We start from the raw sequence: 25119 nt of genomic DNA, 5'->3' as shown, positions 1-25119 counted from the left end.
CCCTATCTTCGGGGCAACGACAAAAGGGTGGCAGGCAGAATGGGTATCGGCAGCGATCTGATGACGGGTCTTGGCCTCGGCGATCCGGTGATCCGGCTGGGGGTCACCGGCCTGTCACGCGCGGGCAAGACGGTGTTCATCACCTCGCTGGTCGCGAACCTGATGGATCGCGGCCGGATGCACGCGCTGCGCGCCGCCGCCGATGGCAGCCTGAAGGCCGCCTGGTTGCAACCGCAGCCCGACGACACCATCCCCCGCTTCGATTTCGAACGTCATCTGGCGGCGCTGACCGGCCCCGGCCCGCATTGGCCCGACGGCACCCGCCATGTCAGCCAGTTGCGCCTGTCCCTGCGGATCGATCGCAAGGGGCTGTTGTCCGGCCTGCGCGGGCCGCAGATCGTGCATCTGGACATCGTCGATTATCCGGGCGAGTGGCTGCTGGATCTGCGGCTGATGGATCGCGATTTCGCGACTTGGTCGGACGAGGTCATGGCGCGGATGCAGGGCCGGCCCGGCGCGCAGGACTACATGGCAGCCCTGTCGGGGATCGACGGCACGCGGTTCGACGAACCGACCGCCCAGACCCTGGCCCAGACCTATACCGCGCATCTGAACGCCGCCCGCGATGCGGGCTTTTCGGACTGCACGCCGGGGCGTTTCCTGATTCCGGGCGAGATGGCCGGATCGCCCGCCCTGACCTTTGCGCCGCTGCCGGGCACCCTGCGCGATGGCAAGCTGGGTCGCGAATTCCGCCGCCGCTTCGACGCCTACAAGTCGCGGGTCGTGAAACCCTTCTTCCGCGACCATTTCGCCCGGATCGACCGTCAGGTGGTGCTGGTCGATGTGCTGGGCGCAATCCATCAGGGCCCGCGCGCGGTCGAAGACATGCGCCGCGCCATGGCCGATATCCTGACCGCCTTCCGCCCGGGCCGCGCCGGCTGGCTGGCCCAGCTTCTGGGCACCCGGCGCGTGGAACGCATCCTGTTCGCCGCGACCAAGGCCGACCATCTGCACCACATCCAGCACAACCGCCTGACCGCGATCCTGTCGGCCATGCTCCGCGAGGCCCGCGACCGCGCCGATTTCAGCGGCGCGCGCACCGAGGCCATGTCCATCGCCGCCCTGCGCGCAACGACCGAGGAAATGATCCGGCAGGAAAACGAGGAACTGCCCGCCGTGCGCGGCCGGCTGCTGGACGGGCGTCAGGCGGCCTTCTATCCCGGCGAATTGCCCGCCGATCCGGCGGCGCTGCTGCATCCCGCGCGCGAGGGCGCGCAGGGCTGGCTGGACGGCGATTACGCCATCATGAACTTTGCGCCGGCGCCGATGACCGCGCGTCCGGGCGACGGCCCGCCCCATATCCGGCTGGACCGTGCCGTGGAATTCCTGATCGGAGACCGACTGTGACCGACGATTCTGCCCGCAAACGCGGCCCGGTTCTGATCGAGCTGGACGCGCCCGGAACGGCTGCGGGGCCCGAGGCACCCCGCGCCGCCCGGCACGAACCGCGCGAGGACGGCCCCAGCCCCGCCGACGCGACCCCCATAGACGAGGCCGATCTGGCCCTGCCCCGCCCCCGCACGATGGAAATGGTGACCCGTCTCGTCGGCCGGCCGCCCTCGAAGCTGACGCGGTTCTTCATCAATACGGGCGTGGCGCTGTTCACCTTTCTTCTGTCCATCGCCGCGCTGGATTTCATCAACCGGCTTCTGGACAGCTATCCGATCCTCGGCTGGATCGGGATCGCCCTGTTCGGGCTGTTCACGCTGGCCGCGCTTGGCATGGCATGGCGCGAATATCGGGCCTGGGCCCGGTTCGCGAAGATCGACGCCATCCAGCGACAGGCAGGTGCCGCGCTGGCCGACGACAGCTTGGATCAGGCCCGCCGGGTCGTGGACGATCTGCTGCGCCTGTATCACAAGCGCCCGCAGATGGAATGGGGCCGCAAGCGGCTGGCCGACAATCGGGCCGATGCCTTCGACACGCGCACGCTGCTGACGATGGCCGAGACGGAATTGCTGGCCGCGCTGGACCAGGAGGCGCGGCGCGAGATCGAGGCGGCATCCCGGACTGTGGCGGCGGCGACGGCGCTGATCCCGCTGGCCCTGGCCGATGTCGCGGCGGCGCTGGCAGCCAATCTGCGCATGATCCGCCGCATGGCCGAGATCTATGGCGGCCGCGCCGGCGCGGTCGGAGGATGGCGGCTGGCACGGACGGTGATGACCCATCTGGTCGCGACCGGCGCCGTGGCGGCGGGCGATGATCTGATCCACACGGTCGCGGGCGGTGGCGTTCTGGCCAAGGTCAGCCGCCGCTTCGGCGAGGGCGTGGTGAACGGCGCCCTGACGGCGCGCGTCGGCATCGCCGCCATGGAGGTCTGCCGCCCCCTGCCCTTCATGGCCCAGCCCCGCCCGAAGGTTGGCAACCTGGTCACACGCGGGCTGCGCGGGCTGTTCGGCGACGACAGGTAGTCACCGGTTGCGCTGTTGTCGTGGAACCATTCAGGGGATGACCAGCCCGCCATCGGGGCGATCGCGCCCGGTCAGTCCCGCAGCCGCCTGCCTTCCGCGTCGAACCGGAACGCCCGTTCCTGATCGGGCGTGACCCGGACCGTGCCATCCACGGGATGGTCGTGCTCGCCGAATTGCCGCACGGTCAGCAGGCCGTGATCCTCGGTGCGCACATAGGTCAGCGTTTCTCCGCCCAGCTTTTCCAGATGGCTGACCTGCCCCTCGATCTGCCCGGCCCCGGCCGAGATCGCCAGATGTTCGGGGCGGATCCCCAGTGTCTCGAACCCCAGCCCCAGAAGCCGGGCCTTCAGGAAATTCATTTGCGGCGAGCCGATGAAGCCCGCGACGAAGGTGTTGTCGGGATCGTTGTACAGATCCATCGGCCGGCCGATCTGTTCGACCCGCCCGTCGCGCAGAACCACGATCTTGTCCGCCAGCGTCATCGCCTCGACCTGATCGTGGGTGACATAGACCATCGTCGCGCCCAGTTCGCGATGCAGCCGCGCGATCTCGATCCGGGTGGCCACGCGCAGGGCGGCGTCCAGGTTGGACAACGGCTCATCGAACAGGAACAGCCTGGGCGTTCGCACGATGGCCCGCCCGATGGCGACCCGCTGCCTTTGCCCGCCCGACAATTCCGCGGGCCTGCGATCCATCAGCGGTGCCAGATCCAGCATTCCGGCAGCCTTGTCGGCGGCCTCGACGATCTGCGCCCTGGGCGTGCCAAGCTGTTTCAGCGCCAGCCCCATGTTGTCGCGCACACTGAGATGGGGATAAAGCGCATAGGTCTGGAACACCATGGCGATTTCCCGCCTGGCCGGGGCCACGTCGTTCATCCGCCGCCCCTCGATCAGCACATCGCCCGAGGTCACGTCTTCCAGCCCCGCGATCATCCGCAGAAGCGTCGACTTGCCACATCCGGACGGGCCGACGAAGACGCAGAACTCGCCCGGTTCCACGCTCAGATCCACGCCCCTGATGACCTCGGCCTTGCCGAAGCGCTTGGTGACATTCGCCAGTGTCAGCGCGCCCATCGCCGCCCCCTTCACAACTTGACCGGCGCGCCGCTGCGCACGCTTTCATCCGCCGCAAGGCAGACCGCCAGCGATTGCACGGCGTCCTGCATGTGCCGCGTCAGGTCCAGATCCCCGGCGATCGCCCGCGCGACGAAGGCCAGTTCGGCATCGCACAATTCCTGGTGTCCCGGCTCGCCCTGCATCGACAGATCCTCGTGCCCCCGCCCCACGCGATGGATGCGCAGGGTCGAGGTCTGCGTATGCGTGTCGATATCGTCCGACCGCGCATCGGCCGGCATCCGGATCGAGACAGCGCCGTTCGGGCTGACCACGTCCTTCACGAAAAACGCGGCATCCGACATCATCGGCCCCCATCCGGCCTCGTACCAGCCGACCGAGCCATCCGCGAACAGAACCTGGAATTGGCCGTAATTATACATGTCCGGCGCGATCTCGTCCGACAGCCGCAGCCCCATGCCGCGCACCTCGACGGGGGCCGCATCGGTGATCTGGCACATCACATCGACATAATGCACCCCGCAATCGACGATGGGCGAGGTCGTCCGCATCAGCGCCTTGTGCACCGCCCAGGACGGCCCGCTGCTTTGCTGGTTCAGGTTCAGGCGGAACACGAAGGGTCCGCCAAGCGCGCGGGCCTCGGCGATCAGCCGCTGCCAGCCGGGATGGTGGCGCAGGATATAGCCCACGACCAGCTTGCGCCCGGTGGCGGCGGCACAATCCACCACCCGCCGCGCATCCGCCACATTCGTCGCCAGCGGCTTTTCGACAAAGACATGCGCCCCCGCTCGCATCGCCGCCACCGCGAAATCGGCATGGCTGTCGGAATAGGTCGCGATCACCACCAGATCGGGTTTCAGACGCGCCAACGCCTCGGCATAGTCATGGCTCAGCGGATAATCCCGCAGCGAATCGGGCAGATCGGGAATACTGCGATTGACCAGCCCGACGATCCGGAAATCAGGGCTTTCGTGACAGGCCAGCGCGTGGCTGATACCCATGTTGCCCATTCCGGCGATCATGACACGGATCATTTGACGGCTCCTGCGGTGATGCCGCGAATCAGCTGGCGCGAGAAGATCAGATACAGGACCAGCACCGGCACGATGGCCAGCCCAAGCGCCGCCAGAACCGCGTTCCAGTTGGTGACGAACTGCCCGATGAAGACCTGACTTCCCAGCGTGATCGTCTTGGTCGCCTCGGAAGGCGCCAGGATCAGCGGAAACCACAGGTCGTTCCAGATCGGGATCATGGTAAACACGGCGACCGTGGCCATCGCGGGGCGGATCAGCGGCAGGACCAGCCGCAGGAAGATGCGGTATTCCGACAACCCGTCGATCCGCCCGGCATTCTTCAGATCGTCGGACACGCCGCGCATGAATTCGGCCAGGATGAACACCGCCAGCGGCAGCCCCTGCGCGGTATAGACGAGAATCAGCGAGGTCAGGGTGTTGACCAGCCCCGAGGCCACCATCATTTGCAGGATCGCCACCGTTCCCAGCCGGATCGGGATCATGATCCCAAGCGCCAGATACAACCCCATCAGCAGGTTGCCGCGAAACCGGTATTCCGACAGGGCAAAGGCGGCCATTGCGCCGAACAGCAGCACGAAGAACAGGCTGGCCAGGGTCACGATCATCGAATTCTGGAAATATTGCAGGAAATCGCCCTGTTTCAGCACCGTCCGATAGCCGATCAGATCGAAGGTCTCGGATGTCGGCAGCGACAGCGGTTGGGCAAAGATCGCGCGGCGCGACTTGAAACTGTTGATGACGATCACGAAGACCGGGAACAGCGCGATCAGGGTATACAGGATCAGGATCGCATGGGCGGCGATGCTGCGGGCGGGGGAATGTCTTGCGCTCATGCCCGCATCCTCAGAACTGGTATCGCCGCAGCCGGGTCTGGATCCCGAACAGGTACAGGCAGACACCGACCAGGATGATCCCGAACATCGCCGTCGCGATCGCCGCCCCCATGTTGGGATCGCCCAGTTGCAACTGGAAGCCGAAGAAGGTGCGATAGAGGAACGTTCCCAGGATGTCGGTCGAGAAATCCGGTCCCGCCAGCGCCCCCTGCGTCACGTAGATCAGATCGAAGGCGTTGAAATTTCCCACGAAGGTCAGGATCGAGATGATCCCGATCGCGGGCAGGATCAGCGGCAGCTTGATCTTGCGGAACTGCGCCCAGCCGGTGACGCCGTCCATCTCGGCCGCCTCGATCACCTCGTCGGGGATCGACAGCAGCGCGGCATAGATCAGCATCATCGGGATGCCGACGAACTGCCAGACCGAGATCAGCGCCAGCGTCGTCAGTGCATATTGCTCCTTGCCCAGCCAGGGCGCGAACAGCGCCTTCAGGCCCACCGCGTCCAGCATCCCGGGCGCGATGCCCCAGATCGGCGACAGGATCAGCTTCCAGACGAAGCCGACGATGACAAAGGACAGGATCGTCGGAATGAAGATCGCGGTGCGATAGAAGGCCGCCATCCGCAGACGTGGCGATGACAGCAGCGCCGCCAGCATCACGCCCACCGGATTCTGCACCAGCATGTGCACCAGAAAGAACCAGGCATTGTTGGCCAAGGCGTTCCAGAACGATGCCGACCACCGCGGATCGCCGAACAGGGTGGCAAAGTTCCGCAGACCGACGAAGACCGGCCCCGCCTCGCTTTCGCCCCACAAGGCCAGGTTCAGCGTCCCGATCAGCGGCACGATCATGATCGCCGTATAAACCAGCACCGCGGGCGCCAGAAACACCGCGATATGCCAGCGGAACTCCTTTCGCCGGGCCACGCCTCACCTCTTCTTCGTTGCGAAAATACCCTCGGGGGGTCCGGGGGGCGGAAGGCCCCCCGGCCATTGGCGGGTCGTCACGACCGGCAGCGGATCATTTCTGCTGCGGCTCGTACCACGAGGCCAGCCCCTCCTGCAGCCGTGCCGCCGCATCTTCGGGCGTTTCGGTCCCGTTGATGACGTTGGCGCTGGCGTTCCAGGTCTCGTTTTCCAGGTTCGGCGTGCCGCGAGACAGGATCTGATAGGTCGACCGGATCGTGGATTGGCAATTCTCGCGCCAGCCGACGAATTCCCGGGCCAGCGGATCCTGCATCTCGACCGGCGTCGCATTCAGCGAGAAGAAGCCCGGCAGCGCATTGGCATAGAGCGTGGCGAATTCAGGCGAACCGACCCATTCGAGAAAGGTTTTGGCCGCCTCGGGATACCTGGTCTTGGTGTTCATGCCCATGGCGATGTCGGTGTGATCGCTGATATAACAGCCATCGCCCGCGGCCGGCACCGGCGGCGGAAAGGCCCCCATCTCGAACGCGCCTCCGATTTGCGGGGTGAAGACGCCGATCTCCCAGCTTCCCGCAGGATAGATCGCGGCGCGGCCCAGCGTGAACAGGTTCTGGCTGTCGGGATAGGTCTGCGCCTCGAACCCGTCGCCCAGATAATCCTTCCACCTGGCCAATTGCCGGAACGGCTCGACCCAGCCCTCGTCGGTCAGCTTCTGGCCGCCCTCGATCAGCGCCTTGCGGCCCTCTTCGCCCTTCCAGTAGCTGGGACCGATATTCTGATAGCCCATGGTCGCGGCTTCCCACTGATCGGCGGTGCCCATCGCCATCGGGATATAGCTGCCGTCTTCCTTGATCTTGTCCAGAACGGCATAGAATTCATCCACCGTCTCCGGCGGCGTCAGGTCCAGTTCCTCGAAAGCGGTCTTGTTGTAGATGAAACCGTGAATGACCGAGGCCATCGGCACGCAGAAGGTCGAGGCGCCGTCATCCGTCTGCCAAGCCGATTTCGCCACGTCCGAGAAATTCGCCATCGAGGCCAGATCGCTCAGATCCGCCAACTGCCCCTTCTTGAACAATTCCAGCGAGGCGTCGAAGGGGCGGCAGGTGATCAGATCGCCGGCCGAACCCGCATCCAGCTTGGAATTCAGCACCGCGTTGTATTCCGCCGGCGCGCTCGGCGCAAAATTGACCTTGATGCCCGGATTGGCCTCCTCGAAGGCCGGAATGATGGTGTCCTGCCAGATCTGCAGGTCGTCGTTGCGCCAGCTTTCGATGGTCAGCGTCGCGTCCTGCGCCGAGGCGGCGCCGGCCAGCAGGGCGCTGGTCAGCAGCCCGAGGCGAAGCATTCTCGTCATGAAAAATCTCCCTGGTTGAAGGCCGCGTGCGGTCGCGACGCGGCATGTCCGGTCGAATCCGGCTTCTGGTGTTGCATGATGCCAAAGCAATACCAATTGTAAACCCCCTGAATCAATCCGGCTTTGAAATGGGCGGAAACAGCCCGATTCAGTTTCGTCTTTTCATTTGGTATTGCTTTGGTATTCTGCGCAGCGAGGAGGCCCGAATGGCGCTGTTTCTGGGAATCGATGGCGGTGGAACCGGCTGCCGCGCGGCGCTGGCCGATGCGGACGGCACCGTTATCGGGCGTGGAACCGGCGGGCCTGCCAATATCAATACCGATGTTCAGGGCGCGGCGGCCAACATCCTGTCAGCCACGGCCCAGGCGCTGGAGGGCAGCGGCGCGCGGGCCTCGGACCTGATCGCGGCCCTGGGCCTGGCGGGCGGCGCGATGCGGACGGCGGGTGACCGACTGGCGGGCCTTCTGCCCTTCGCCCGGATGCAGATCGTCAACGACGGCATCACCGCCGCGCGCGGCGCCCTTGGATCGCAGGACGGCATCCTTGCCGCGCTTGGCACCGGATCGGTTTTCGCGATCCAGCGCGGCGGCACCATCCGGCAGGTCGGCGGCCGCGGCTTTCTGATGGGCGACGAGGGCAGCGGCGCGGTGCTGGGCCGCTGCCTGCTGGCCGATGCGATGCGCGCCGCCGACGGCTTGCTGCCGATGACGCCGCTGCTGCGCGACATGCTGGACCAGTTCGGCGGCATCGAGGGCATCATCGCCTTCGGCAACACCGCGCGTCCAGCCGATTTCGGTGCGCTGGCGCCGCGCATCGTCACATCCGACGACCCCGCCGCCAGCCGCATCTTCGGCGCGGCCATCGCCCGGATCCGCGAAATCCTGACCACCCTGCAAGCCGGCGACAGCCTGCCCGTCGTCTTCCTGGGCGGGCTGGGGCCGCATTACGCCGCGCGCCTCGGCGACCCCTGGCCGGTCAAGGCAGCCATCGGCAACAGTCTTGACGGCGCGGTGCTGATGGCGCGGCAGATGGCGGGCGCGGCATGAGCGATCTTTTCCAGCCCGGCCAGTTCGATGACGGCGCGGCCGGCCCGCGCTATCTGCAACTGCACCGGCGCATCGCCGAGGCCATCGCCTCGGGCCGCCTGCAACCCGGCGACAGCCTGCCGCCCGAACGCGAGATGGCGGCGATGACCGGCCTCTCGCGCGTCACCATCCGCAAGGGGATCGAGGCGCTGGTCGGCTCGGGCCAACTGATCCAGCGGCGCGGATCGGGCACCATCGTCGCGCCCCGCGTCGAACGGCTGGAACAGGCGCTGTCGCTGCTGACCTCGTTCACCGAGGACATGGCCCGGCGCGGCCGGCAGATCGACAGCCGCTGGCTGGCGCGCGGGCTGCATTCGCCCAGCCCCGAAGAGGTGATGGCGCTTGGCCTTGCCACGGGCGACCGCGTCGCGCGGCTGGAACGGGTGCGGGTTTCGGACGGCGTGCCGCTGGCGGTGGAAATGGCCTCGTTGCCGGCCACGATCCTGCCCGACCCCGAATCGGTCCAGACCTCGCTTTACGCCTTGCTGGAATCGCGCGGGCAGCGCCCGCTGCGCGCGGTCCAGCGCATCTCGGCCGCCAATCTCGGCCGCCGCGACGCCGACCTGCTGGGCGTCGCCCCCGGCGTCGCCGGCCTGCGGATCGAACGCGTGGCCTATCTGGCCTCGGGCGCGGTGGTCGAATTCACCCGCTCGCTCTATCGCGGCGACGCCTATGATTTCGCGGTGGAGCTGAAGATGCATCCCGATAGCGACAGAGCCGAGAGGACCAGCAGATGAGCCAAAGCAACATGGCCCGCGAAGTGGCCGAAATCCCCGATGCGGCCGCCCGCTTTCTGGCGCAATCGCACGAGGCCGTGGTCGCCGCCGCCGATGTCTTGCGCGCCCGCGATCCGGCGGTGATCGCGACCATCGCGCGCGGATCGTCGGATCACGCGGCGACCTATCTGAAATACGCGGTCGAACTGGTGGCGGGGATACCCGTGGCCTCTGTCGGACCCTCGATCGCCTCGATCTATGGCCGGCCGCTGCGCCTGCCCCGCGGCGCCTGTATCGGCATCTCGCAATCGGGCCGCAGCCCCGACATCGTCGAGATGGTGCAGACGGCCACGGCGGGCGGCGCGCTGTCGATCGCGATCACCAATCACGCTGACAGTCCGATGGCCGCCGCATCGGCCCATTGCCTGCCGCTGGCAGCGGGCGAGGAAAAAAGCGTCGCCGCCACCAAGACCTTCGTCAATTCGGTGCTGGCGGGCCTGTCGCTCTTGGCGGAATGGCAGCGGGACCGCGCCCTGCAAGACGCCATCGCGGCATCGCCCCAGGCTCTGGCGCGGGCGGTGGCGCTGGACTGGTCGCCACTGGTCGACCGGCTGACCGGGGCCAGCCGGTGCTTCGTTCTGGGCCGCGGCCCGGCCATCGCCATCGCCAACGAGGCCGCGCTGAAGTTCAAGGAGGTCGCGGGCATCCACGCCGAAGGCTACAGCGCAGCCGAGGTGCTGCACGGACCCGCTGCCATCGTCCAGCCGCCGTTTCCGATCCTCGCCCTGGGGATCGAGGATGCCGCCCTGCCGCGGCTGGCCGCCACCGCCGAACGGCTGACCGCGCAGGGGGCCGAGGTCTTTCTGACCGGCGCCGATGTGGCGGGCGCTGTGCGCCTGCCCTCGGAACCCGGCCTTCACCCGCTGATCGCGCCGCTGGCGCTGATCGCCAGTTTCTATGCCTTCATCGAGGCGCTGGCATGGCGGCGCGGCTTCGATCCCGACCAGCCCCCGCACCTGCGCAAGGTGACGGAGACGGTCTGATGCGGCAGGTCATCGCGGGCGCTCGCATCTTCGACGGCGCAGGGTTTCTGGACGGCCGGGCGCTGGTGATCGAGGACGGCCGCATTGCCGCGATCCTGCCCGAGGCCAAGGCCGGCGCGGTCACCCATCGCATCGGCGGCATCCTCGCGCCCGGATTCGTCGATCTTCAGGTCAATGGCGGGGGCGGACTGATGGTGGATGGCGGCACGGATCTTGCCGCCCTGCGCGCGATCTGCGCCAGCCACCGCGACCTGGGCTGCGCGGGTATCCTGCCGACGCTGATAACCGACCGCCCCGAGGCCACCGCCGCCGTCATCGCCGCCGGGATCGAGGCCGCGCGCGCCGGGGTTCCCGGCTTTCTGGGTCTGCATCTGGAAGGTCCGCATCTGGACCCGCGCCGCAAGGGCGCCCATGACGCCGCGCTGATCCGGCCGATGCAGGACGACGATCTGGCGCGGTTGTGCGGGGCTGCGCGCGCCCTGCCCGCGCTGATGGTCACGCTGGCGCCCGAAAGCGTCAGCCCGCAACAGGTTGCGGCGCTTTCGGGCGCCGGAGCCATCGTCAGCCTTGGCCACAGCGATTGCGATCTTGACGCAGCCGGTGCCGCCTTTGCCGCGGGCGCGGCGTGCGCCACGCATCTTTTCAACGCGATGAGCCAGCTTGGCCACCGAAGCCCCGGCCTGGTCGGGGCGGTGCTGGCGGGCGATGCCCATGCCGGTCTGATCGCCGATGGCATCCATGTCCACCCCGCCGCGATGCGGGTGGCGCTGGCCGCGCGCGCCGAGGGTCTGTTCCTGGTCACCGACTGCATGGCCTTCGCGGGCACCGACGCTGCCGAAATGCGGCTGGGCGGACGGCGGATCCTGCGCCGGGACGGCCGGCTGACGCTGGAAGACGGCACCCTGGCCGGCGCCGATCTCAGCATGGACCGCGCCATCGCGACGCTGGTCGGACAGGCGGGCGCGGCGCCCGAACGCGCGCTGGCCATGGCCACCTCGATCCCCGCCGATCTGATCCGCGCGGGCGACAGGCTGGGCCGCATCGCCGCCGGGCGCGCCGCCGATCTGGTCCGGCTTGACGCGGCGCTGGCCCTTCGCGCGATCTGGCGCGACGGCGATTTCCACAACCCCCGCCCGGCGTCCGGAAGGACCGCGATCTAGAAAAAGGCCGCGACTGACCAAGCGCCCGCGCCGGCGATCCGCCGCGGCGCGGTCAGCCGCGGCGCCCCGCGGTGCTTTCCCGTGCGCGCAAGGCAAAACCCAGATCCAGGGCGTGACCGCGGGCCGGGCCGGTGCCGCCATGGCGCTGGCGGATCAGGTGCACCGCCATGCGGCCCATGCCATGCCGGTCGGTGGCGATCGAACTCAGCGGCGGCTGGGCGGCAGCCATCATCTCCAGATCGTTGAAACCGCAGATGCCCAGCCTGTCGGGAACCGGCAAATTGCGCCGCATCGCCTCGAACAGCACGCCAAGGGCAAGATCGTCATTGTTGCAAAGAACCGCGTCAGCCTCGGGGTGGCGGGCCAGCAAATCGGCCAGAAGCCGACAGCCGAGGCTGACCGAAGACGGTTCGGGCGTCGTCACCACGCGGTCCGGCCCGTCCCGACCGGCCAGGCGAATACCCTCGCGGAACCCCGCCAGCCGACGCTGGCTGCGCGGATCCATCTGCGCGCCCAGAAAGGCCGGCGCGCGGTAACCGCGATCCAGCAGATGCGCCGTGGCAGCGCGCGCGCCGTCGAAATGCGAAAGGCCCACGGCCAGGTCGATGGGCTGGGGTCCGATCTCCATGATCTGCACGACCGGGCAATTGGCCTCGGCCAGCAGCCGCCGCGCGGCGGGCGATTGCTCGTGCCCGGCAACGATCAGCCCCGAGGGCCGCTGCGACAGAAAGACCCGGATCAGCCGTTCTTCCGCCAGCGGCGAATAGCCGGTCGTGCCCAGCTGCACCGACAGCGTGCTGTCCGCGATTCCGTCATAGATGCCATGCAGAACATCGGAAAACACGTTGTTGGACACCGAGGGGATGAGCACCCCCACCACATCGGTCCGTCCCGAGGCCAGCGCGCGGGCGGCCGGGTCCGGAACATAGCCCAGATCGGCGATGGCGCGCGTGATTCGCTCTCTCGCCTCGGCCGAGACCTTTTCGGGACTGCGCAATGCGCGCGAGACGGTGATAGGGCTGACATTCGCCGCCACCGCCACTTCCGAAAGGGTCGTTTTTCGCGATTTCTCCATCATTTGGCAGATTACGCGGTTCCGTGGCGAAGAAAAGCGTCTTGACGGATGACAGCGCTGTCATGCACGATGGCCGCGAAGAGGGGAGGGCATCGGTCATGCAACAGCGTCCGGTTCTGGTCATGGGCATCTGCGGCGTGGGCAAATCCACCATTGCCGCGGCCATCGCCGAATCCCTGGACGGCCGGTTCATCGAGGCCGACAGCTACCACGATTCCGCCAGCGTCGCGCGGATGCGGGCCGGACTGCCGCTGACCGACGAGATGCGATGGGGCTGGCTGGACCGGCTGGGAGACGCCGTGGTTGCGGCGCAGAAGCGGGCCGTGCTGGCCTGTTCGGCCCTTGGGCGTGCGCATCGCGACCGGCTGCGGGCAAGGACCGGACCGCTGGACATCGTGTTCCTGCACGGCGACCGCGACATCATCGCCGCCCGGATGCAGGCGCGGCGCGACCATTACATGCCGGCAAGCCTGATCGACAGCCAGTTGGCCGCCTTGCAGCCACCTGATACCACGACCGAAAACGCGATCTGGATCGACGTGGCCAATCCGCCCGACCGGATCACCGAAATCGCGGTCGCCGCGCTGGCGGCCGTGACGACTGCCACAGGAGGAGAGAAAGAATGACCAACCTGACCCGCCGGACGCTTCTGGCCGCCACCGCCGTCATGGCCCTGGCCGCGCCCGCCCTTGCCGCCGAATACGAATTCAAGTTCCAGTCCTCGGACCCGGCCGGCAACCCGAATTTCGAGTTGCAGAAGACCTGGGTCGAGGATGTGGCCCAGAAATCGGATGGCAGGATCGCGATCGACCTGCTGCCGGTCGATTCGATCGTCGCCTATAACGAAACCCAGGACGCCATCGCGACCGGGATCATCGACGGCCACGTCACCGACCTCAGCTATTTCGCCGGCAAGGACCCGGCCTTCGGGCTGATGGGCAACCCGGTCGGCGCATGGTCCGATCCGCAGCAGATGCTGGATTTCGTCGCCAATGGCGGCGGCAAGGAGTTGCTGAACGAGATCGAAAACCCCTATGGCCTGCAATTCATCGGCGCCACCACGCCCGGCCTTGAAGCCTTTGTCAGCGCCAAGCCGCTGGACGGCGTGGACGACCTGAAGGGCCTGAAGATGCGCGCGCCCGAAGGGCTGGTGCAAGAGGTCTTTGCCGCGGCCGGGGCGGCCCCGGTGAACCTGCCGGGCTCCGAGGTCTTTACCTCGCTGGACAAGAATGTGATCGACGCCGCCGATTATTCGGTCTTTTCGACCAATCAGGCGCAGGGGCTGAACGACGTGGCGCCGCATCCGGTCTATCCGGGCTTCCATTCGCTGCCCCTGGTCGAAATTTCGATGAACAAGGCCAAGTGGGACGAACTGCCCGAGGATCTTCAGCAGGTGATGACGCAATCTGTCGCGGATTTTGCGCAGCGCCAGATCAAGGCGCTGGCCGAGGCGGACGAAAAGGCCGTCGCCGCCGCCAAGGAAGGCGGGAAGATCATGATTCACGACTGGTCCGACGAAGAACGCGCCAAGTTCCGCAAGATCGCGATGGGCGAGTGGGAAAAGGTGGCCTCGCAATCGCCCGCCGCGCAGAAGGTCTATGACACGCTGACCGCCTATCTGAACGAGAAGGGTCTGGTTCAGCAATAAGCGCCAGGGAGCGGGCGGCCATGCGTCGCCCGGTCCCGCAGCAGCGGAGGGCGAAGATGACCGAGCCGGAAGAGATCGTCCGAGAGGACCATCACGCGATTCCCGAAGCAGGCGCCTTCGGCCGCTGGATCGACCGCGTGGCGATCCTGCCCGCGCTTGGTCTGGTCGCCTCGATGCTGATCCTGATCCAGGAGGTGATCCTGCGCTATGTCTTCAATTCGCCGACCATCTGGGCACATGAGACGACGGTGTTCCTCTGCGCCACGGCCTTCGTCTTCGGCGGCATCCTCTGCGCCTCTCGCGACCGCCATATCCGCGTCGTTCTAATCTACGACATCCTGCCGCCGCGCATCCGGCGGCTGTTCGACATCGTCATCTCGACCGTCTGCGCGCTGTCGGCGGGTGCCTTTGCATGGGCGGCCTGGCAGATGGTCAAGCGCGCGGCATGGCGGCCAGATGGCAGCTTTCGCCTGGAAACCTCGGGCAGCGCGTGGAACCCGCCCTATCCGGGCATCCTGAAGATCCTGCTGATGATCGCGCTGGCCGTGATGGCCGTGCAATTCGTGATCCTCGCCGTGAATTACGCAAGGGCGCGCCGCTGATGGAGATTTTCGGTTCGCTGCAATCGATGGGCATCGAGGCCGGGACGGGCCTGCTGTTCGTGATGCTGCTGGCGCTTCTGGTGACGGGTATTCCGCTGGCCTTCGTGACGCTGCTGGTCACGCTGATCTTCGCGCTTGGCTGGTTCGGCCCGAACGTCGTGCCGCTGATCACCAGCCGGGTCTATTCCTTCGTCTCCAGCTTCGTCTTCGTGTCGGTGCCGATGTTCGTGCTGATGGCCGCGATCCTGGACCGCAGCGGCATCGCGCGCGATCTGTTCGACGCGATGCGCCTGATCGGGGGCCGTATCCGGGGCGGCGTCGCGGTGCAGACGATCTTCGTGGCCGTCATCCTGGCCGCCATGTCCGGCATCATCGGCGGCGAGATCGTGCTTCTGGGCCTGATCGCCCTGCCCCAGATGCTGCGACAGGGCTATGACCGCCGCCTGGCCATCGGCGTGGTCTGCGCCGGCGGCAGCCTGGGCACCATGGTTCCGCCCTCGATCGTGCTGATCATCTACGGGCTGACCGCGAATGTTTCGATCGGGGAATTGTTCACCGCGGCTTTCATCCCCGGCTTCATGCTGGCGCTGTTCTATGTGTCCTATGTGCTGGCCCGCGCCTACCTGACGCCGGGCGCCGTTCCCGATCCGGTCCGCGAACCTGTCCCGCTGGCCGAAAAGCTGCGGCTTCTGAAGGGGCTGTTCCTGCCCATCGTGGTGGTGATCATGGTGCTGGGCTCGATCTATGGCGGCATCGCCTCGGTCACCGAGGCCAGCGCGGTCGGCGTCGCCGGGGTCATGCTGTCCACGATGCTGCGCGGCGAATTCACCTGGTCGCTGCTGCGTGGCGCCGCCATGCAGACGCTGCAGACCGTGGGCATGATCGTCTGGATCGGTATCGGCGCCTCGGCCCTGGTTGGCGTCTTCAACCTGATGGGCGGGATCAAGTTCGTGTCCGAACTGATCACCGGCATCAGCGAGAACCCGACGATCATCATCCTGTTCATGATGGCGATCCTGTTCGTGCTGGGCATGTTCCTGGACTGGGTGGGGATCGCGCTGCTGACGATGCCGATCTTCGTGCCGATCATCAAGACGCTGGGCTTCGATCCGGTCTGGTTCGGGGTGCTGTTCGCGATGAACATGCAGGTCAGCTTCCTGTCGCCGCCCTTCGGGCCGGCCGCCTTCTACCTGAAATCGGTCGTCCCGCCCGACATATCGCTGGGCGAGATCTTTCGCAGCCTGATGCCCTTCATCCTGTTGCAGGTGCTGGCCGTGGCGATGCTGATCCTGTTCCCCGGCATCGCCATGTACTAAGCCGGGGCCGGTTCTCAGCCGCGCCAGTCCGCCGGCAGCAGCAGCGGCATCTGATCGCGCAACTCGGCGATGCTGCACACGCCCAGCAGCGCCATGTCGCGATCGACCTCATCGGCCAGCAGCCGCATCGCGTGGTGCACGCCCTCGACCCCGTGGGTCGCCGCCGCATACAGGAACGGCCGCCCGACCAGCGTGAAATCGGCGCCCAGCATCAACGCCTTCAGCACGTCGGTGCCGCGCCTTATGCCACTGTCGAAGATCACCGCCATGTCGGGCACCGCCGCGCGGATCGCGGGCAACACCTCCAGCGTCGCGACAGAGCCGTCAAGCTGACGTCCGCCATGGTTCGACACGATGATGCCGTCGCACCCGGCCTCGGCGGCCGTCTGCGCATCGGCCGGATGCAGCACGCCCTTGACCAGCAGGCGCCCCTGCCAGCGGTCGCGGATAAAGCGCAGGTCGTCCCAATTCAGCCGGTCCCGCGCGATGGTCGAACGGACCAGATCGCGCGAGAACAGCGGCGGACCCTGCACCGCCTCCATGTTCTCGAAATGCGGCATTCCGCGCGCGGTCATCTCGCGGCCCAGCGTGCCGATGGTCCAGCGCGGATGGGTCAGGCCCTGCCAGATCAGTTGCGGCGTGATGCGAAACGGCGCGTCGAATCCGTTTCGGGCATTGTTTTCGCGGTTCGCCGCGACGGGAACGTCGCCGGTCACGACCAGGGTGTGAAAGCCGGCCTGCGCGACGCGGGCCAGCAATCCCTCGATCCGGGCCCGGTCGCCGGGAATGTAGCACTGAAACCAGCCGCTGCCGCCCTCGGTCGCGACCCGTTCCAGCGGCGTCAGCGTGGCGGCCGAACAGATCGCGAAGCTGCCCGCCTGCCGCGCCGCCCTGGCCAGGGCCACGTCGCCATCATAGGCGGCCAGCGAACTGAATCCCATCGGCGCGACGGCAAAGGGCACGGCATGATCCTGACCGAACAGGGCCAGCCGCTGCGACCGGACCGACACGTCGCGCAGGATGCGCGGCTGCAGGGCGATCCGGTCGAAGGCGGCGCGGTTCGCGCGCAGCGTCACCTCGGCCTCGACCCCGCCGCTGACATAGCCGAAGACCGAGCGCGGCAGGCGACGCCTTGCCAGCGGTTCGAAATCATGCAGCGACAGAACCTGCCGCAGGTGGCGCGGCGCGGTCGCCGCCTTGCGCCGCACGATCGCGACCGAACCCGTATCCTGATCCGCCATGCCACCCCCGCCGATCCACCGGCCCCGCTTACCAGACCCCGCGCCTCTGTGACCAGAGCCATGATCCTTGCGAACGGCAAGCCTTGCGGTTCAGCCAGGCGTGCGCCTGCGCCCAATCCGCGTCCGGCAGCGCCCCGGCGCCGGCGCCGGCACACTGTCGGAACGGCAGGGCGCCGCCCCCGTTGCGCCGGTTCACATCGTGACCGGTTTCACGTTCCAGATATCGGCCATGTAGCCACGGATGGTCCGGTCTGACGAGAAAAAGCCCGACCGGGCGATGTTCAGACAGGCCATGCGATCCCATTCCGCCTGGTCGCGATAGGCCGCGTCCACCCGGCGCTGCGCCGCGAAATATTCCTCGAAATCGGATGCCACGAGGAAGGGATCGTCGTTCCAGGTCCGGTCCAGCAGCGCGAAATAGGAATCCGCCCGCCCGCCCGAGAACCGGCCCTCGGCCACCAACTGCAGGGCAGCTTTCAGATCCTCGCTGGCCTCGATGGCGCGGCGGGCATGGCCGGGGCGCGCGACCTCGGCCGCCGCTTCCTCGGCGGTCAGGCCGAACAGGAAGAAATTCTCGGCCCCGACCTTTTCGCGGATCTCGACATTCGCACCGTCCAGCGTGCCGATGGTCAGCGCCCCGTTCATGGTGAATTTCATGTTGCCGGTCCCCGAGGCCTCCTTGCCCGCGGTCGAGATCTGTTCGGACAGGTCGGCGGCGGGGATCAGGTCCTCGGCCATCGAGACGTTGTAATTCGGCGGATAGGCGATCTGCAACAGATCGCGCGTGACCGGGTCGTCATTGATCGTGGAGGCCACGTCGTTGATCAGGTGAATGATCGTCTTGGCCAGCCAATAGCCCGGAGCGGCCTTGCCGCCGAAGATCTTGACGCGCGGCGTCCAGTCGCCGTTGGGGTTGTCATGGATGCGCCGCCACAGCGCGATCGCTTCCAGGATGTTCAGCAATTGCCGCTTGTATTCGTGCATCCGCTTGATCTGCACGTCGAAGATCGCGTCCGCGTCGGCCTTCACGCCCAGATCGGCCAGCAGCCCTTGGGCCAGCCAGACCTTGTTGGCGCGCTTGGCCTTGCGCAGGCGTTCCAGGACAGCCGGATCGCCGGCATGGGGTTCCAGCCCGGCCAGCTGGTCCAGATCGCCGGTCCAGCCCTCGCCGATCGTGTCGTCCAGCAGCCGCGCCAGGGCCGGGTTGGCCATGCGCAGCCAGCGGCGGGGGGTGACGCCGTTCGTCTGGTTCACGATCCGCCCCGGATGCAGCTTGTTCAGATCGGCGAAGACAGTGTCCTTGACCAGGTCGGTATGCAGGGCCGAGACGCCGTTCACCTTGCCGGCCATGATGAAGGCCAGTTCGCCCATCCGCACCTCGTCGTGATCGACGATGGCCACCCGGTCGGGCCGGCCGCTGGATGTGCGGTGATCGTCGTCGATCATCTGGATGATCTGCATGTGACGCGGCAGGACCCGGCCCATCAGCCAGGTGGACCAGCGTTCCAGCGCCTCGGGCAGCAGGGTGTGGTTGGTATAGTTCAGCACCCCGCGCGCCAGATCGCGGGCGGTGGTGAAATCCATCCCGTGATCGTCCATCAGCAGCCGCATCAGTTCCGGTCCGGCAATGGCGGGATGGGTATCGTTCAGCTGGATCGCCACCTTGTCGGGCAGTTGCGACAGATCGTCATGTTCGGCCAGAAAGCGGCGCAGGATGTCCTGAAGCGCGGCCGAGGTCAGGAAATATTCCTGTTTCAGCCTCAATTCCTTGCCCGATTCCGTGCCGTCATCGGGATAGAGCACGCGGCTGATCGTGCGGGCCAGGGCCTCGGGTTCGGCCGCCGCGGTGTGATCGCCGGCGTTGAAGCGGCGCAGGTCCAGCAGCGTGGTCGGATGCGCCCCCCACAGCCGCAGCGTGTTGGCCCAGCCGCCCTGCCAGCCGACCACCGGCATGTCATAGGCCCGCGCGATCACGCTTTCGCCCGGATGCCAGACCGCGCGGCCATCCAGATCCTCGACATGGCCCTTGAAGCCGATCGTGAAGCTGTAATCGAGGCGCACGAATTCCCACGGATGGGGCTGGTTCAGCCAATCCTCGGGCGTCTCGACCTGTTGCCCCGCCTCGAACCGCTGGCGGAACAGGCCGTGTTCGTAGCGGATGCCATAGCCGAAAGCCGGCACCGACAGCGAGGACAGCGATTCCATGAAACAGGCCGCAAGCCGTCCCAGACCGCCATTGCCAAGGGCCGCGTCGGGTTCGTCGTCAAGGATTTCCTGCTTGTCGAGGTTCAGCATCGTCAGTGCCTCGTCCATCCGCTGGTCGAGACCCAGATTGACGATCGCATCGCCCAGGATCCGGCCGATCAGGAATTCCATCGACAGGTAATAGACCCGCTTGGCGCCCTGGTCGCGCGCCCCGCGCAGCGCCGCCATCCACGGCGTCACGATCAGGTCGCGGATGGTATAGCTGACGGCAAGGCGCCAGTCGAAGGTCGAGGCGAACTCCTCGCCCCGGCCCTGGGTATGGGTCAGGTGATGCAGGATCCGGTCACGAAGGTCTTGCGCAGAGGGAAGCTGGGTCACGTCGGGCCTCATCCTGGGTAGGCGCGGATCACGGGTCCGCGTGCCGCGCGGTTGCGGCAGCGGCGGGCGATCGGGTCAGGCGGCGATTCCCGCAACCGGACCGCGAGAACGTGTTGCCAGCTTTCGATGGCCTTGAAAAGAGCGCGCGACCCGCCGCAGGCCAGCCATGATCAGCCCGCCGCGGTCCGGGGCGGCGCCAGAACGAAGGCCGCGACACTGTTTTCGGCGATGGTTTCCACGCCGCCGGCCTGTTCGTCCGGCTCGTCGTCGCGGGCGCTGTCCAGCCGCCGCCGCCAGGGCCCGTCGCCATTGGTGTCGGGCAGGCGCACACTTGTCTGGGGACCGGCATTGAAGACCACGAAGACCGCCCCCGGCAAGGCCGCGTAATCCGGTGTCCCCGAGGCCATCCGCATCTCGGCCGCCAGCAGGCGCAATTCAGGGTCGGCCCAGTCTTCACTGGTCATCGGCTGGCCGTCGGCGCGGTGCCAGAACAGGTCGGGCAGGCCGTCCTGTTCGCGCGGCTGGCTGTGCAGGAAGCGCCGCTGCCGCAGGATCGGCTGGGCCTTGCGGAAGGCGATGGCGCGGCGGCAGAAATCCAGAAAATCCGGGTCCGATCGGGACCAGTCCACCCAGCCGATCTCGTTGTCCTGGCAATAGGCGTTGTTGTTTCCGCCCTGCGAATTTCCCAGCTCGTCGCCCGCCAGGATCATCGGTGTGCCCTGCGACAAAAGCAGCGTCGCCATCAGGTTGCGCCGCCGCCTTGCGCGGCATTCGGCCACGGCGGGATCATCCGAGGGCCCCTCGACCCCGCAATTGCCCGACAGGTTGTGGTCGTGGCCGTCGCGGTTTTCCTCGCCATTGGCTTCGTTGTGCTTGTGCTCGTAGCTGACCGTATCCATCAGCGTGAAGCCGTCATGGGCGGCGACGAAGTTGACGGTCGAGGTTGCGGGCCGGCCGTCATGGTCGAACCGCGCGGCTGATCCGGCCACGCGCTTGGCCAGCTTTCCCACCAGACCCGCATCGCCGCGCCAGAAGCCGCGCACCTGGTCGCGAAACCGGTCGTTCCATTCCGCGAAGGGCTCGGGATAGGCGCCCAGTTGATAGCCGCCGGGCCCGATATCCCAGGGCTCGGCGATCAGCTTGACGCGATTCAGCACCGGATCCTGACGCACCGCGCGAAAGAATGGTCCGTCGCGGTCGAAGACGCCCTGCGTGCGCCCCAGAACCGAACACAGATCGAAACGGAATCCGTCGACATGCATCGTCTCGACCCAGTAGCGCAGCGAATCCATCACCAGTCGCAGCACGAAGGGATTGTCCAGATCCAGCACGTTTCCGGTGCCAGCATCGTTGACGTAATAGCGCCGATCCTCGCCCAGCCGGTAGTAAGAGGCGTTGTCGAGCCCGCGAAAGGACAAGGTCGGCCCCATCCGGTTGCCCTCGGCGGTGTGGTTGTAGACCACGTCCAGGATCACCTCGATGCCGGCCTTGTGGAACCGCGCGACCATCTGCTGAAATTCGGCGATGTCGCCGCCCGACATGTAGCGCGGCTCGGGCGCGAAGAAGCCATAGGACATGTAGCCCCAGTAATTCGTCAGCCCCTTGTCGGTCAGGAAACGGTCATCGGCAAAGGCGTGGACCGGCAGCAATTCGATCGCGGTGACGCCAAGCGCGTTCAGGTGATCGAGAATCGGATCCGAGGCCATGGCCAGGAACGTCCCGCGGGCCGGAATGTCCTTGCGTCCGGCGGTCAGACCCTTCACATGCGCCTCGTAGATCACGGTCTCGGTCCAGGGCGTCCGCAGCGGACGGTCCTTGCCCCACGAAAAGCTGGGATCGACGACGACGCATTTGGGCATGTACTGGGCGCTGTCGCGGCGATCGAAGCTGAGATCCTCGTCGGCGTGGCCGGCGCGATAGCCGAACAGCGCGTCATGATTGCGCGGGCTGCCGGTCAGGCGCTTGGCATAGGGGTCGATCAGCAGCTTGTTGGGATTGAACCGGTGGCCCTGATGCGGGTCATAGGGGCCATGGACACGAAAGCCATAGCGTTGCCCCGGCCGCAGCCCGGCCACATAGCCGTGCCAGACATGGCCATCGCGTTCGGGCAGGTCGATCCGCCCGGTCTCGCGGTTGCGCTCGTCGAACAGGCACAATGTCACGCGCGCGCCATGCTGCGAGAACAGGGCGAAATTCACGCCCGCGCCGTCGAACGTGGCCCCCAGCGGCGTCGGGCGGCCGGCCTTCATCGCAATCGGATTTTTCATCTGGTCGTCGTCAGCCCGGCATAGAGGTCGGCATAGGCCTGCGCGGATTGATCCCAGCCGACAGGTTGCGCCATCGCATTCGCCTGGATTCGGGACCATGTTTGCGGGGTCTTGTAAAGGGTGCACAGGCGCGACAGCGCGTTCCGCAGCGTTGCGGCATCGACCGGGCTGAACTGGATGCCTGTTGCCACACCACGTGCCAGTGCGGCGGGCGAGGCGTTGATGACGGTATCGGCCAGCCCGCCGGTCAGCGCGACCAGTGGCACGGTGCCGTAGCGCAGCCCGTAAAGCTGGGTCAGGCCGCAAGGCTCGAAGCGCGACGGGACCAGGATCGCATCGCCCCCCGCGATCATCCGGTGGGACAGTGCCTCGTCATAGCCGATGCGGACGGCGATGTGATCGGCCAGGGCGGCCGCGCGGAAGGCGTTTTCAAGCTGCGGATCGCCCGAACCCAGCACCGCCAGTTGCCCGCCCTCGTCTATCAGCGCAGGCAGCGCCTCCAGCAGCAGATCCAGCCCCTTCTGCTGGGTCATGCGCGAGATGATGACGCAAAGCGGGCCATCGGCATCGGGCAGGCCGAACTCGGCCCGCAGGGCGGCCTTGTTGGCGGCCTTGCCACGCGGACGCCTGTAATTGGTGATCGCGGGATCGGTGGCCGGATCCCAGGCCGATTCGTCGATGCCGTTCAGGATACCGGTCAGTGCCGCGCGCCGGTGTCGCATCACGCCGTCCAGTCCCATGCCGAATTCCGGGGTCATCAATTCCTGGGCATAGGTGGGTGATACGGTCGTCAGCGCATCCGCCCCGACCAGCCCGGCCTTCAGCGCCGAAATCATCCCCCAATATTCATAGCCATCGCTGTGAAACCGCGCCGGATCCAGCCGCAGCGCGTGAAGCCGGCCGGGATCGGCATTGCCGGTGAAGGCGATGTTGTGGATGGTCAGCACGCTGCGCACGTCCGAAGCCGGCATCTGCCGCAGATATTCGGTCACGAACCCGGCCTGCCAGTCGTGGCCATGGACGATCTGCGGCCGCCATTCCGCCGCGCCATCGGCCGCGATCCGCGCGCCAACCCACGACAGCGCGGCAAAGCGTTCGGGATTGTCGGGCCAGTCGCGCCCGTCCGGGCCCAGATAGGGATTGCCCGGCCGCGCATAAAGATGGGGCGCGTCGATGACCAGCAGATCCAGCCCCGCAGCGCGACCGGCCAGCAGCGTGGCGGGGCCGCCGAAAAGGTCGTCGAAGGTCTGGACGGCCGCGCCATCCTTCAGCGCCCCGATCACCGCCGGATAACCCGGCAGCAGCGTCTGCATCCGCACGTCCCGGGCGGCCAGCGCGGCGGGCAGCGCGCCCGCCACATCCGCCAGCCCGCCGGTCTTGACCAGCGGCGCGCATTCCGAGGCGACCGACAGCACCCGCATCAAAGAGAGGCCGCCCGCCTGTCCAGCATGTCCTGCGTGATCAGCGTGACGCCGCCCTCGCTGACGCGAAACCATTTCGCGTCCTCGCGCGAATCCTCGCCCACGACAAGGCCCTCGGGGATGACCACGCCGGCATCCACCACCGCCTTGGTCAGCCGCGCGCGGCGATGGACGGTCACATAGGGCAGCGCCACGACGTGATCCAGCGAGGCATAGGAATTGGTATGGACCTGGGTGAACAGCAGCGAATTGCGGATCTCGGTGCCCGAGATGACGCATCCGCCCGATACCATCGACGACACCGCGATCCCGCGCCGATCCTTTTCGTCATGGATGAACTTCGCGGGCGGCACGCTTTCGGAATAGGTCCAGATCGGCCATTCGGTGTCCCAGAGGTTCAGCTCGGGGGTGAAATTCGTCAGGTCGATATTGGCCTGCCAGAAGGCGTCGACGGTGCCCACATCCTTCCAGTAGGCCGGCGCGCCCGGCGCGCGCACACAGGAATCGTCGAACCGATGCGCCATCGCCTTGCCGTTCTTCACGATGTCGGGGATCAGATCATTGCCGAAATCATGGCTGGAATCCGGATCCTCGGCATCCTTTGTCAGCAGGTCGCGCAGGAAATCCCATCTGAAGACGTAAATCCCCATCGAGGCCAGCGCCTTGTCGGGATCGTCGGGCGTGCCCGGCGGGTCGGCGGGCTTTTCCAGAAACGAGGTGATGCGCCCGGCCGTGTCCACCGCCATCACGCCGAAGGCCGTGGCCTCCATCCGCGGAACGGTCAGGCAGCCGATGGTGACGTCCGCACCGCTTTCGACATGTTCGCGCAGCATGACCTCGTAATCCATCTTGTAGATGTGATCGCCGGCCAGGATGACGATGTAGTCGACATCATAACTGTCCACGATGTCGATGTTCTGCGTGACCGCATCGGCGGTGCCGCGATACCAATGTTCCTCGGACAGGCGCTGGCTGGCGGGCAGGATGTCCATGAATTCGTTGCGTTCGGCGCGAAAGAAGTTCCAGCCGCGCTGGACGTGGCGGATCAGGCTGTGGGCCTTGTATTGCGTGGCCACGGCGATCTTGCGAATGCCGGAATTCATCGCGTTCGACAGCGCGAAATCGATGATCCGGGTCTTGCCGCCGAAATAGACGGCGGGCTTCACGCGCCGGTCGGTCAGTTCCTTAAGCCGGCTTCCACGCCCCCCGGCCAGCACGAAGGCCATCGCGCGGCGGTTCAGTCTTTTCGTCTCTGCCATCTTCGAAACT

At 66.7% G+C, this 25119-nt stretch carries 21 protein-coding genes; 10 read left to right on the top strand and 11 right to left on the bottom strand.

Annotation, left to right across the window (positions count from 1 at the left end; all coding sequences use genetic code 11):
* Positions 1 to 39: 39 nt before the first annotated feature.
* Positions 40 to 1407 carry a YcjX family GTP-binding protein gene (locus tag AC13CR_RS15110; protein WP_446232513.1) on the top strand — a complete coding sequence of 456 codons (1368 nt, stop codon included), beginning with the start codon at positions 40 to 42 and terminating at the stop codon, positions 1405 to 1407.
* Positions 1404 to 2471, top strand: coding sequence for a YcjF family protein (locus tag AC13CR_RS15105; protein WP_292958371.1), 1068 nt, complete (start codon positions 1404 to 1406; stop codon positions 2469 to 2471). The genes AC13CR_RS15110 and AC13CR_RS15105 overlap by 4 nt, the downstream gene beginning before the upstream one ends.
* A gap of 71 nt (positions 2472 to 2542) precedes the next feature.
* Here the strand turns inward: AC13CR_RS15105 and AC13CR_RS15100 are convergent, their stop codons facing one another.
* The 5 genes from AC13CR_RS15100 to AC13CR_RS15080 form a co-directional block, all read right to left on the bottom strand.
* Positions 2543 to 3544 carry an ABC transporter ATP-binding protein gene (locus AC13CR_RS15100; RefSeq protein WP_292978159.1) on the bottom strand — a complete coding sequence of 334 codons (1002 nt, stop codon included), beginning with the start codon at positions 3542 to 3544 and terminating at the stop codon, positions 2543 to 2545.
* Between the two features lie 11 nt (positions 3545 to 3555).
* The gene (locus AC13CR_RS15095) at positions 3556 to 4578 is read right to left on the bottom strand and encodes a Gfo/Idh/MocA family protein (RefSeq protein ID WP_446233668.1); all 1023 of its coding nucleotides are present in this window, start codon (positions 4576 to 4578) and stop codon (positions 3556 to 3558) included.
* Positions 4575 to 5411, bottom strand: coding sequence for a carbohydrate ABC transporter permease (locus AC13CR_RS15090; RefSeq protein ID WP_292978161.1), 837 nt, complete (start codon positions 5409 to 5411; stop codon positions 4575 to 4577). The genes AC13CR_RS15095 and AC13CR_RS15090 overlap by 4 nt, the downstream gene beginning before the upstream one ends.
* A gap of 10 nt (positions 5412 to 5421) precedes the next feature.
* Complete coding sequence (locus AC13CR_RS15085) at positions 5422 to 6339, bottom strand: carbohydrate ABC transporter permease (protein ID WP_292978162.1); 918 nt, start codon at positions 6337 to 6339, stop codon at positions 5422 to 5424.
* Positions 6340 to 6433: 94 nt separating this feature from the next.
* Positions 6434 to 7693 (bottom strand): ABC transporter substrate-binding protein, encoded by a 1260-nt coding sequence (locus AC13CR_RS15080; protein ID WP_292953923.1) that lies wholly within the window; start codon positions 7691 to 7693, stop codon positions 6434 to 6436.
* A gap of 206 nt (positions 7694 to 7899) precedes the next feature.
* Here AC13CR_RS15080 and AC13CR_RS15075 point away from each other — a divergent pair, with 206 nt between their 5' ends.
* Genes AC13CR_RS15075 through nagA form a run of 4 tightly spaced genes read left to right on the top strand, consistent with a single transcriptional unit; the run spans position 7900 to position 11697 of the window.
* Complete coding sequence (locus AC13CR_RS15075) at positions 7900 to 8739, top strand: glucosamine kinase nucleotide-binding domain-containing protein (protein WP_292953920.1); 840 nt, start codon at positions 7900 to 7902, stop codon at positions 8737 to 8739.
* Positions 8736 to 9515 carry a GntR family transcriptional regulator gene (locus tag AC13CR_RS15070; protein WP_292953917.1) on the top strand — a complete coding sequence of 260 codons (780 nt, stop codon included), beginning with the start codon at positions 8736 to 8738 and terminating at the stop codon, positions 9513 to 9515. Before AC13CR_RS15075 ends, AC13CR_RS15070 begins: the two co-directional genes overlap by 4 nt.
* The gene (locus AC13CR_RS15065; RefSeq protein WP_292953914.1) at positions 9512 to 10537 is read left to right on the top strand and encodes an SIS domain-containing protein; all 1026 of its coding nucleotides are present in this window, start codon (positions 9512 to 9514) and stop codon (positions 10535 to 10537) included. The genes AC13CR_RS15070 and AC13CR_RS15065 overlap by 4 nt, the downstream gene beginning before the upstream one ends.
* Positions 10537 to 11697, top strand: coding sequence for an N-acetylglucosamine-6-phosphate deacetylase (nagA, locus tag AC13CR_RS15060; RefSeq protein ID WP_292953911.1), 1161 nt, complete (start codon positions 10537 to 10539; stop codon positions 11695 to 11697). Before AC13CR_RS15065 ends, nagA begins: the two co-directional genes overlap by 1 nt.
* Positions 11698 to 11749: 52 nt before the next feature.
* On the opposite strand, the gene gntR is transcribed toward nagA, so the two are convergent.
* The gene (gene gntR / locus AC13CR_RS15055; protein ID WP_292953909.1) at positions 11750 to 12772 is read right to left on the bottom strand and encodes an HTH-type transcriptional regulator GntR; all 1023 of its coding nucleotides are present in this window, start codon (positions 12770 to 12772) and stop codon (positions 11750 to 11752) included.
* A gap of 98 nt (positions 12773 to 12870) precedes the next feature.
* Between gntR and AC13CR_RS15050 the strand changes: the two genes are divergently transcribed.
* The 4 genes from AC13CR_RS15050 to AC13CR_RS15035 are packed head-to-tail and all read left to right on the top strand — an operon-like array spanning position 12871 to position 16338.
* Positions 12871 to 13398, top strand: coding sequence for a gluconokinase (locus AC13CR_RS15050; RefSeq protein ID WP_292953906.1), 528 nt, complete (start codon positions 12871 to 12873; stop codon positions 13396 to 13398).
* Positions 13395 to 14420 carry a TRAP transporter substrate-binding protein gene (locus tag AC13CR_RS15045; RefSeq protein WP_292953903.1) on the top strand — a complete coding sequence of 342 codons (1026 nt, stop codon included), beginning with the start codon at positions 13395 to 13397 and terminating at the stop codon, positions 14418 to 14420. The genes AC13CR_RS15050 and AC13CR_RS15045 overlap by 4 nt, the downstream gene beginning before the upstream one ends.
* 56 nt (positions 14421 to 14476) lie before the next feature.
* The gene (locus AC13CR_RS15040; protein ID WP_292953900.1) at positions 14477 to 15022 is read left to right on the top strand and encodes a TRAP transporter small permease subunit; all 546 of its coding nucleotides are present in this window, start codon (positions 14477 to 14479) and stop codon (positions 15020 to 15022) included.
* Complete coding sequence (locus AC13CR_RS15035) at positions 15022 to 16338, top strand: TRAP transporter large permease (protein WP_292953897.1); 1317 nt, start codon at positions 15022 to 15024, stop codon at positions 16336 to 16338. Before AC13CR_RS15040 ends, AC13CR_RS15035 begins: the two co-directional genes overlap by 1 nt.
* Positions 16339 to 16352: 14 nt before the next feature.
* Here AC13CR_RS15035 and AC13CR_RS15030 read toward each other — a convergent pair whose 3' ends face one another.
* The 5 genes from AC13CR_RS15030 to glgC form a co-directional block, all read right to left on the bottom strand.
* Complete coding sequence (locus AC13CR_RS15030; protein ID WP_292953894.1) at positions 16353 to 17579, bottom strand: alpha-hydroxy acid oxidase; 1227 nt, start codon at positions 17577 to 17579, stop codon at positions 16353 to 16355.
* 192 nt (positions 17580 to 17771) lie between these two features.
* Positions 17772 to 20174 (bottom strand): glycogen/starch/alpha-glucan phosphorylase, encoded by a 2403-nt coding sequence (locus AC13CR_RS15025; protein WP_292953891.1) that lies wholly within the window; start codon positions 20172 to 20174, stop codon positions 17772 to 17774.
* A gap of 158 nt (positions 20175 to 20332) precedes the next feature.
* A complete protein-coding gene (glgX, locus tag AC13CR_RS15020; RefSeq protein ID WP_292953888.1) occupies positions 20333 to 22429 on the bottom strand; it encodes a glycogen debranching protein GlgX in 2097 nt (698 codons plus the stop codon).
* Positions 22426 to 23853 (bottom strand): glycogen synthase GlgA, encoded by a 1428-nt coding sequence (gene glgA / locus AC13CR_RS15015; RefSeq protein ID WP_446232510.1) that lies wholly within the window; start codon positions 23851 to 23853, stop codon positions 22426 to 22428. The genes glgX and glgA overlap by 4 nt, the downstream gene beginning before the upstream one ends.
* Positions 23850 to 25109: a glucose-1-phosphate adenylyltransferase gene (glgC, locus tag AC13CR_RS15010; RefSeq protein ID WP_292953882.1), complete on the bottom strand. Its 1260-nt coding sequence runs from the start codon at positions 25107 to 25109 to the stop codon at positions 23850 to 23852. Before glgC ends, glgA begins: the two co-directional genes overlap by 4 nt.
* Positions 25110 to 25119: the final 10 nt, after the last annotated feature.

The organism is Paracoccus sp. L-17, from assembly GCF_056857655.1.
This window is presented reverse-complemented; position numbering and strand designations above follow the sequence as displayed.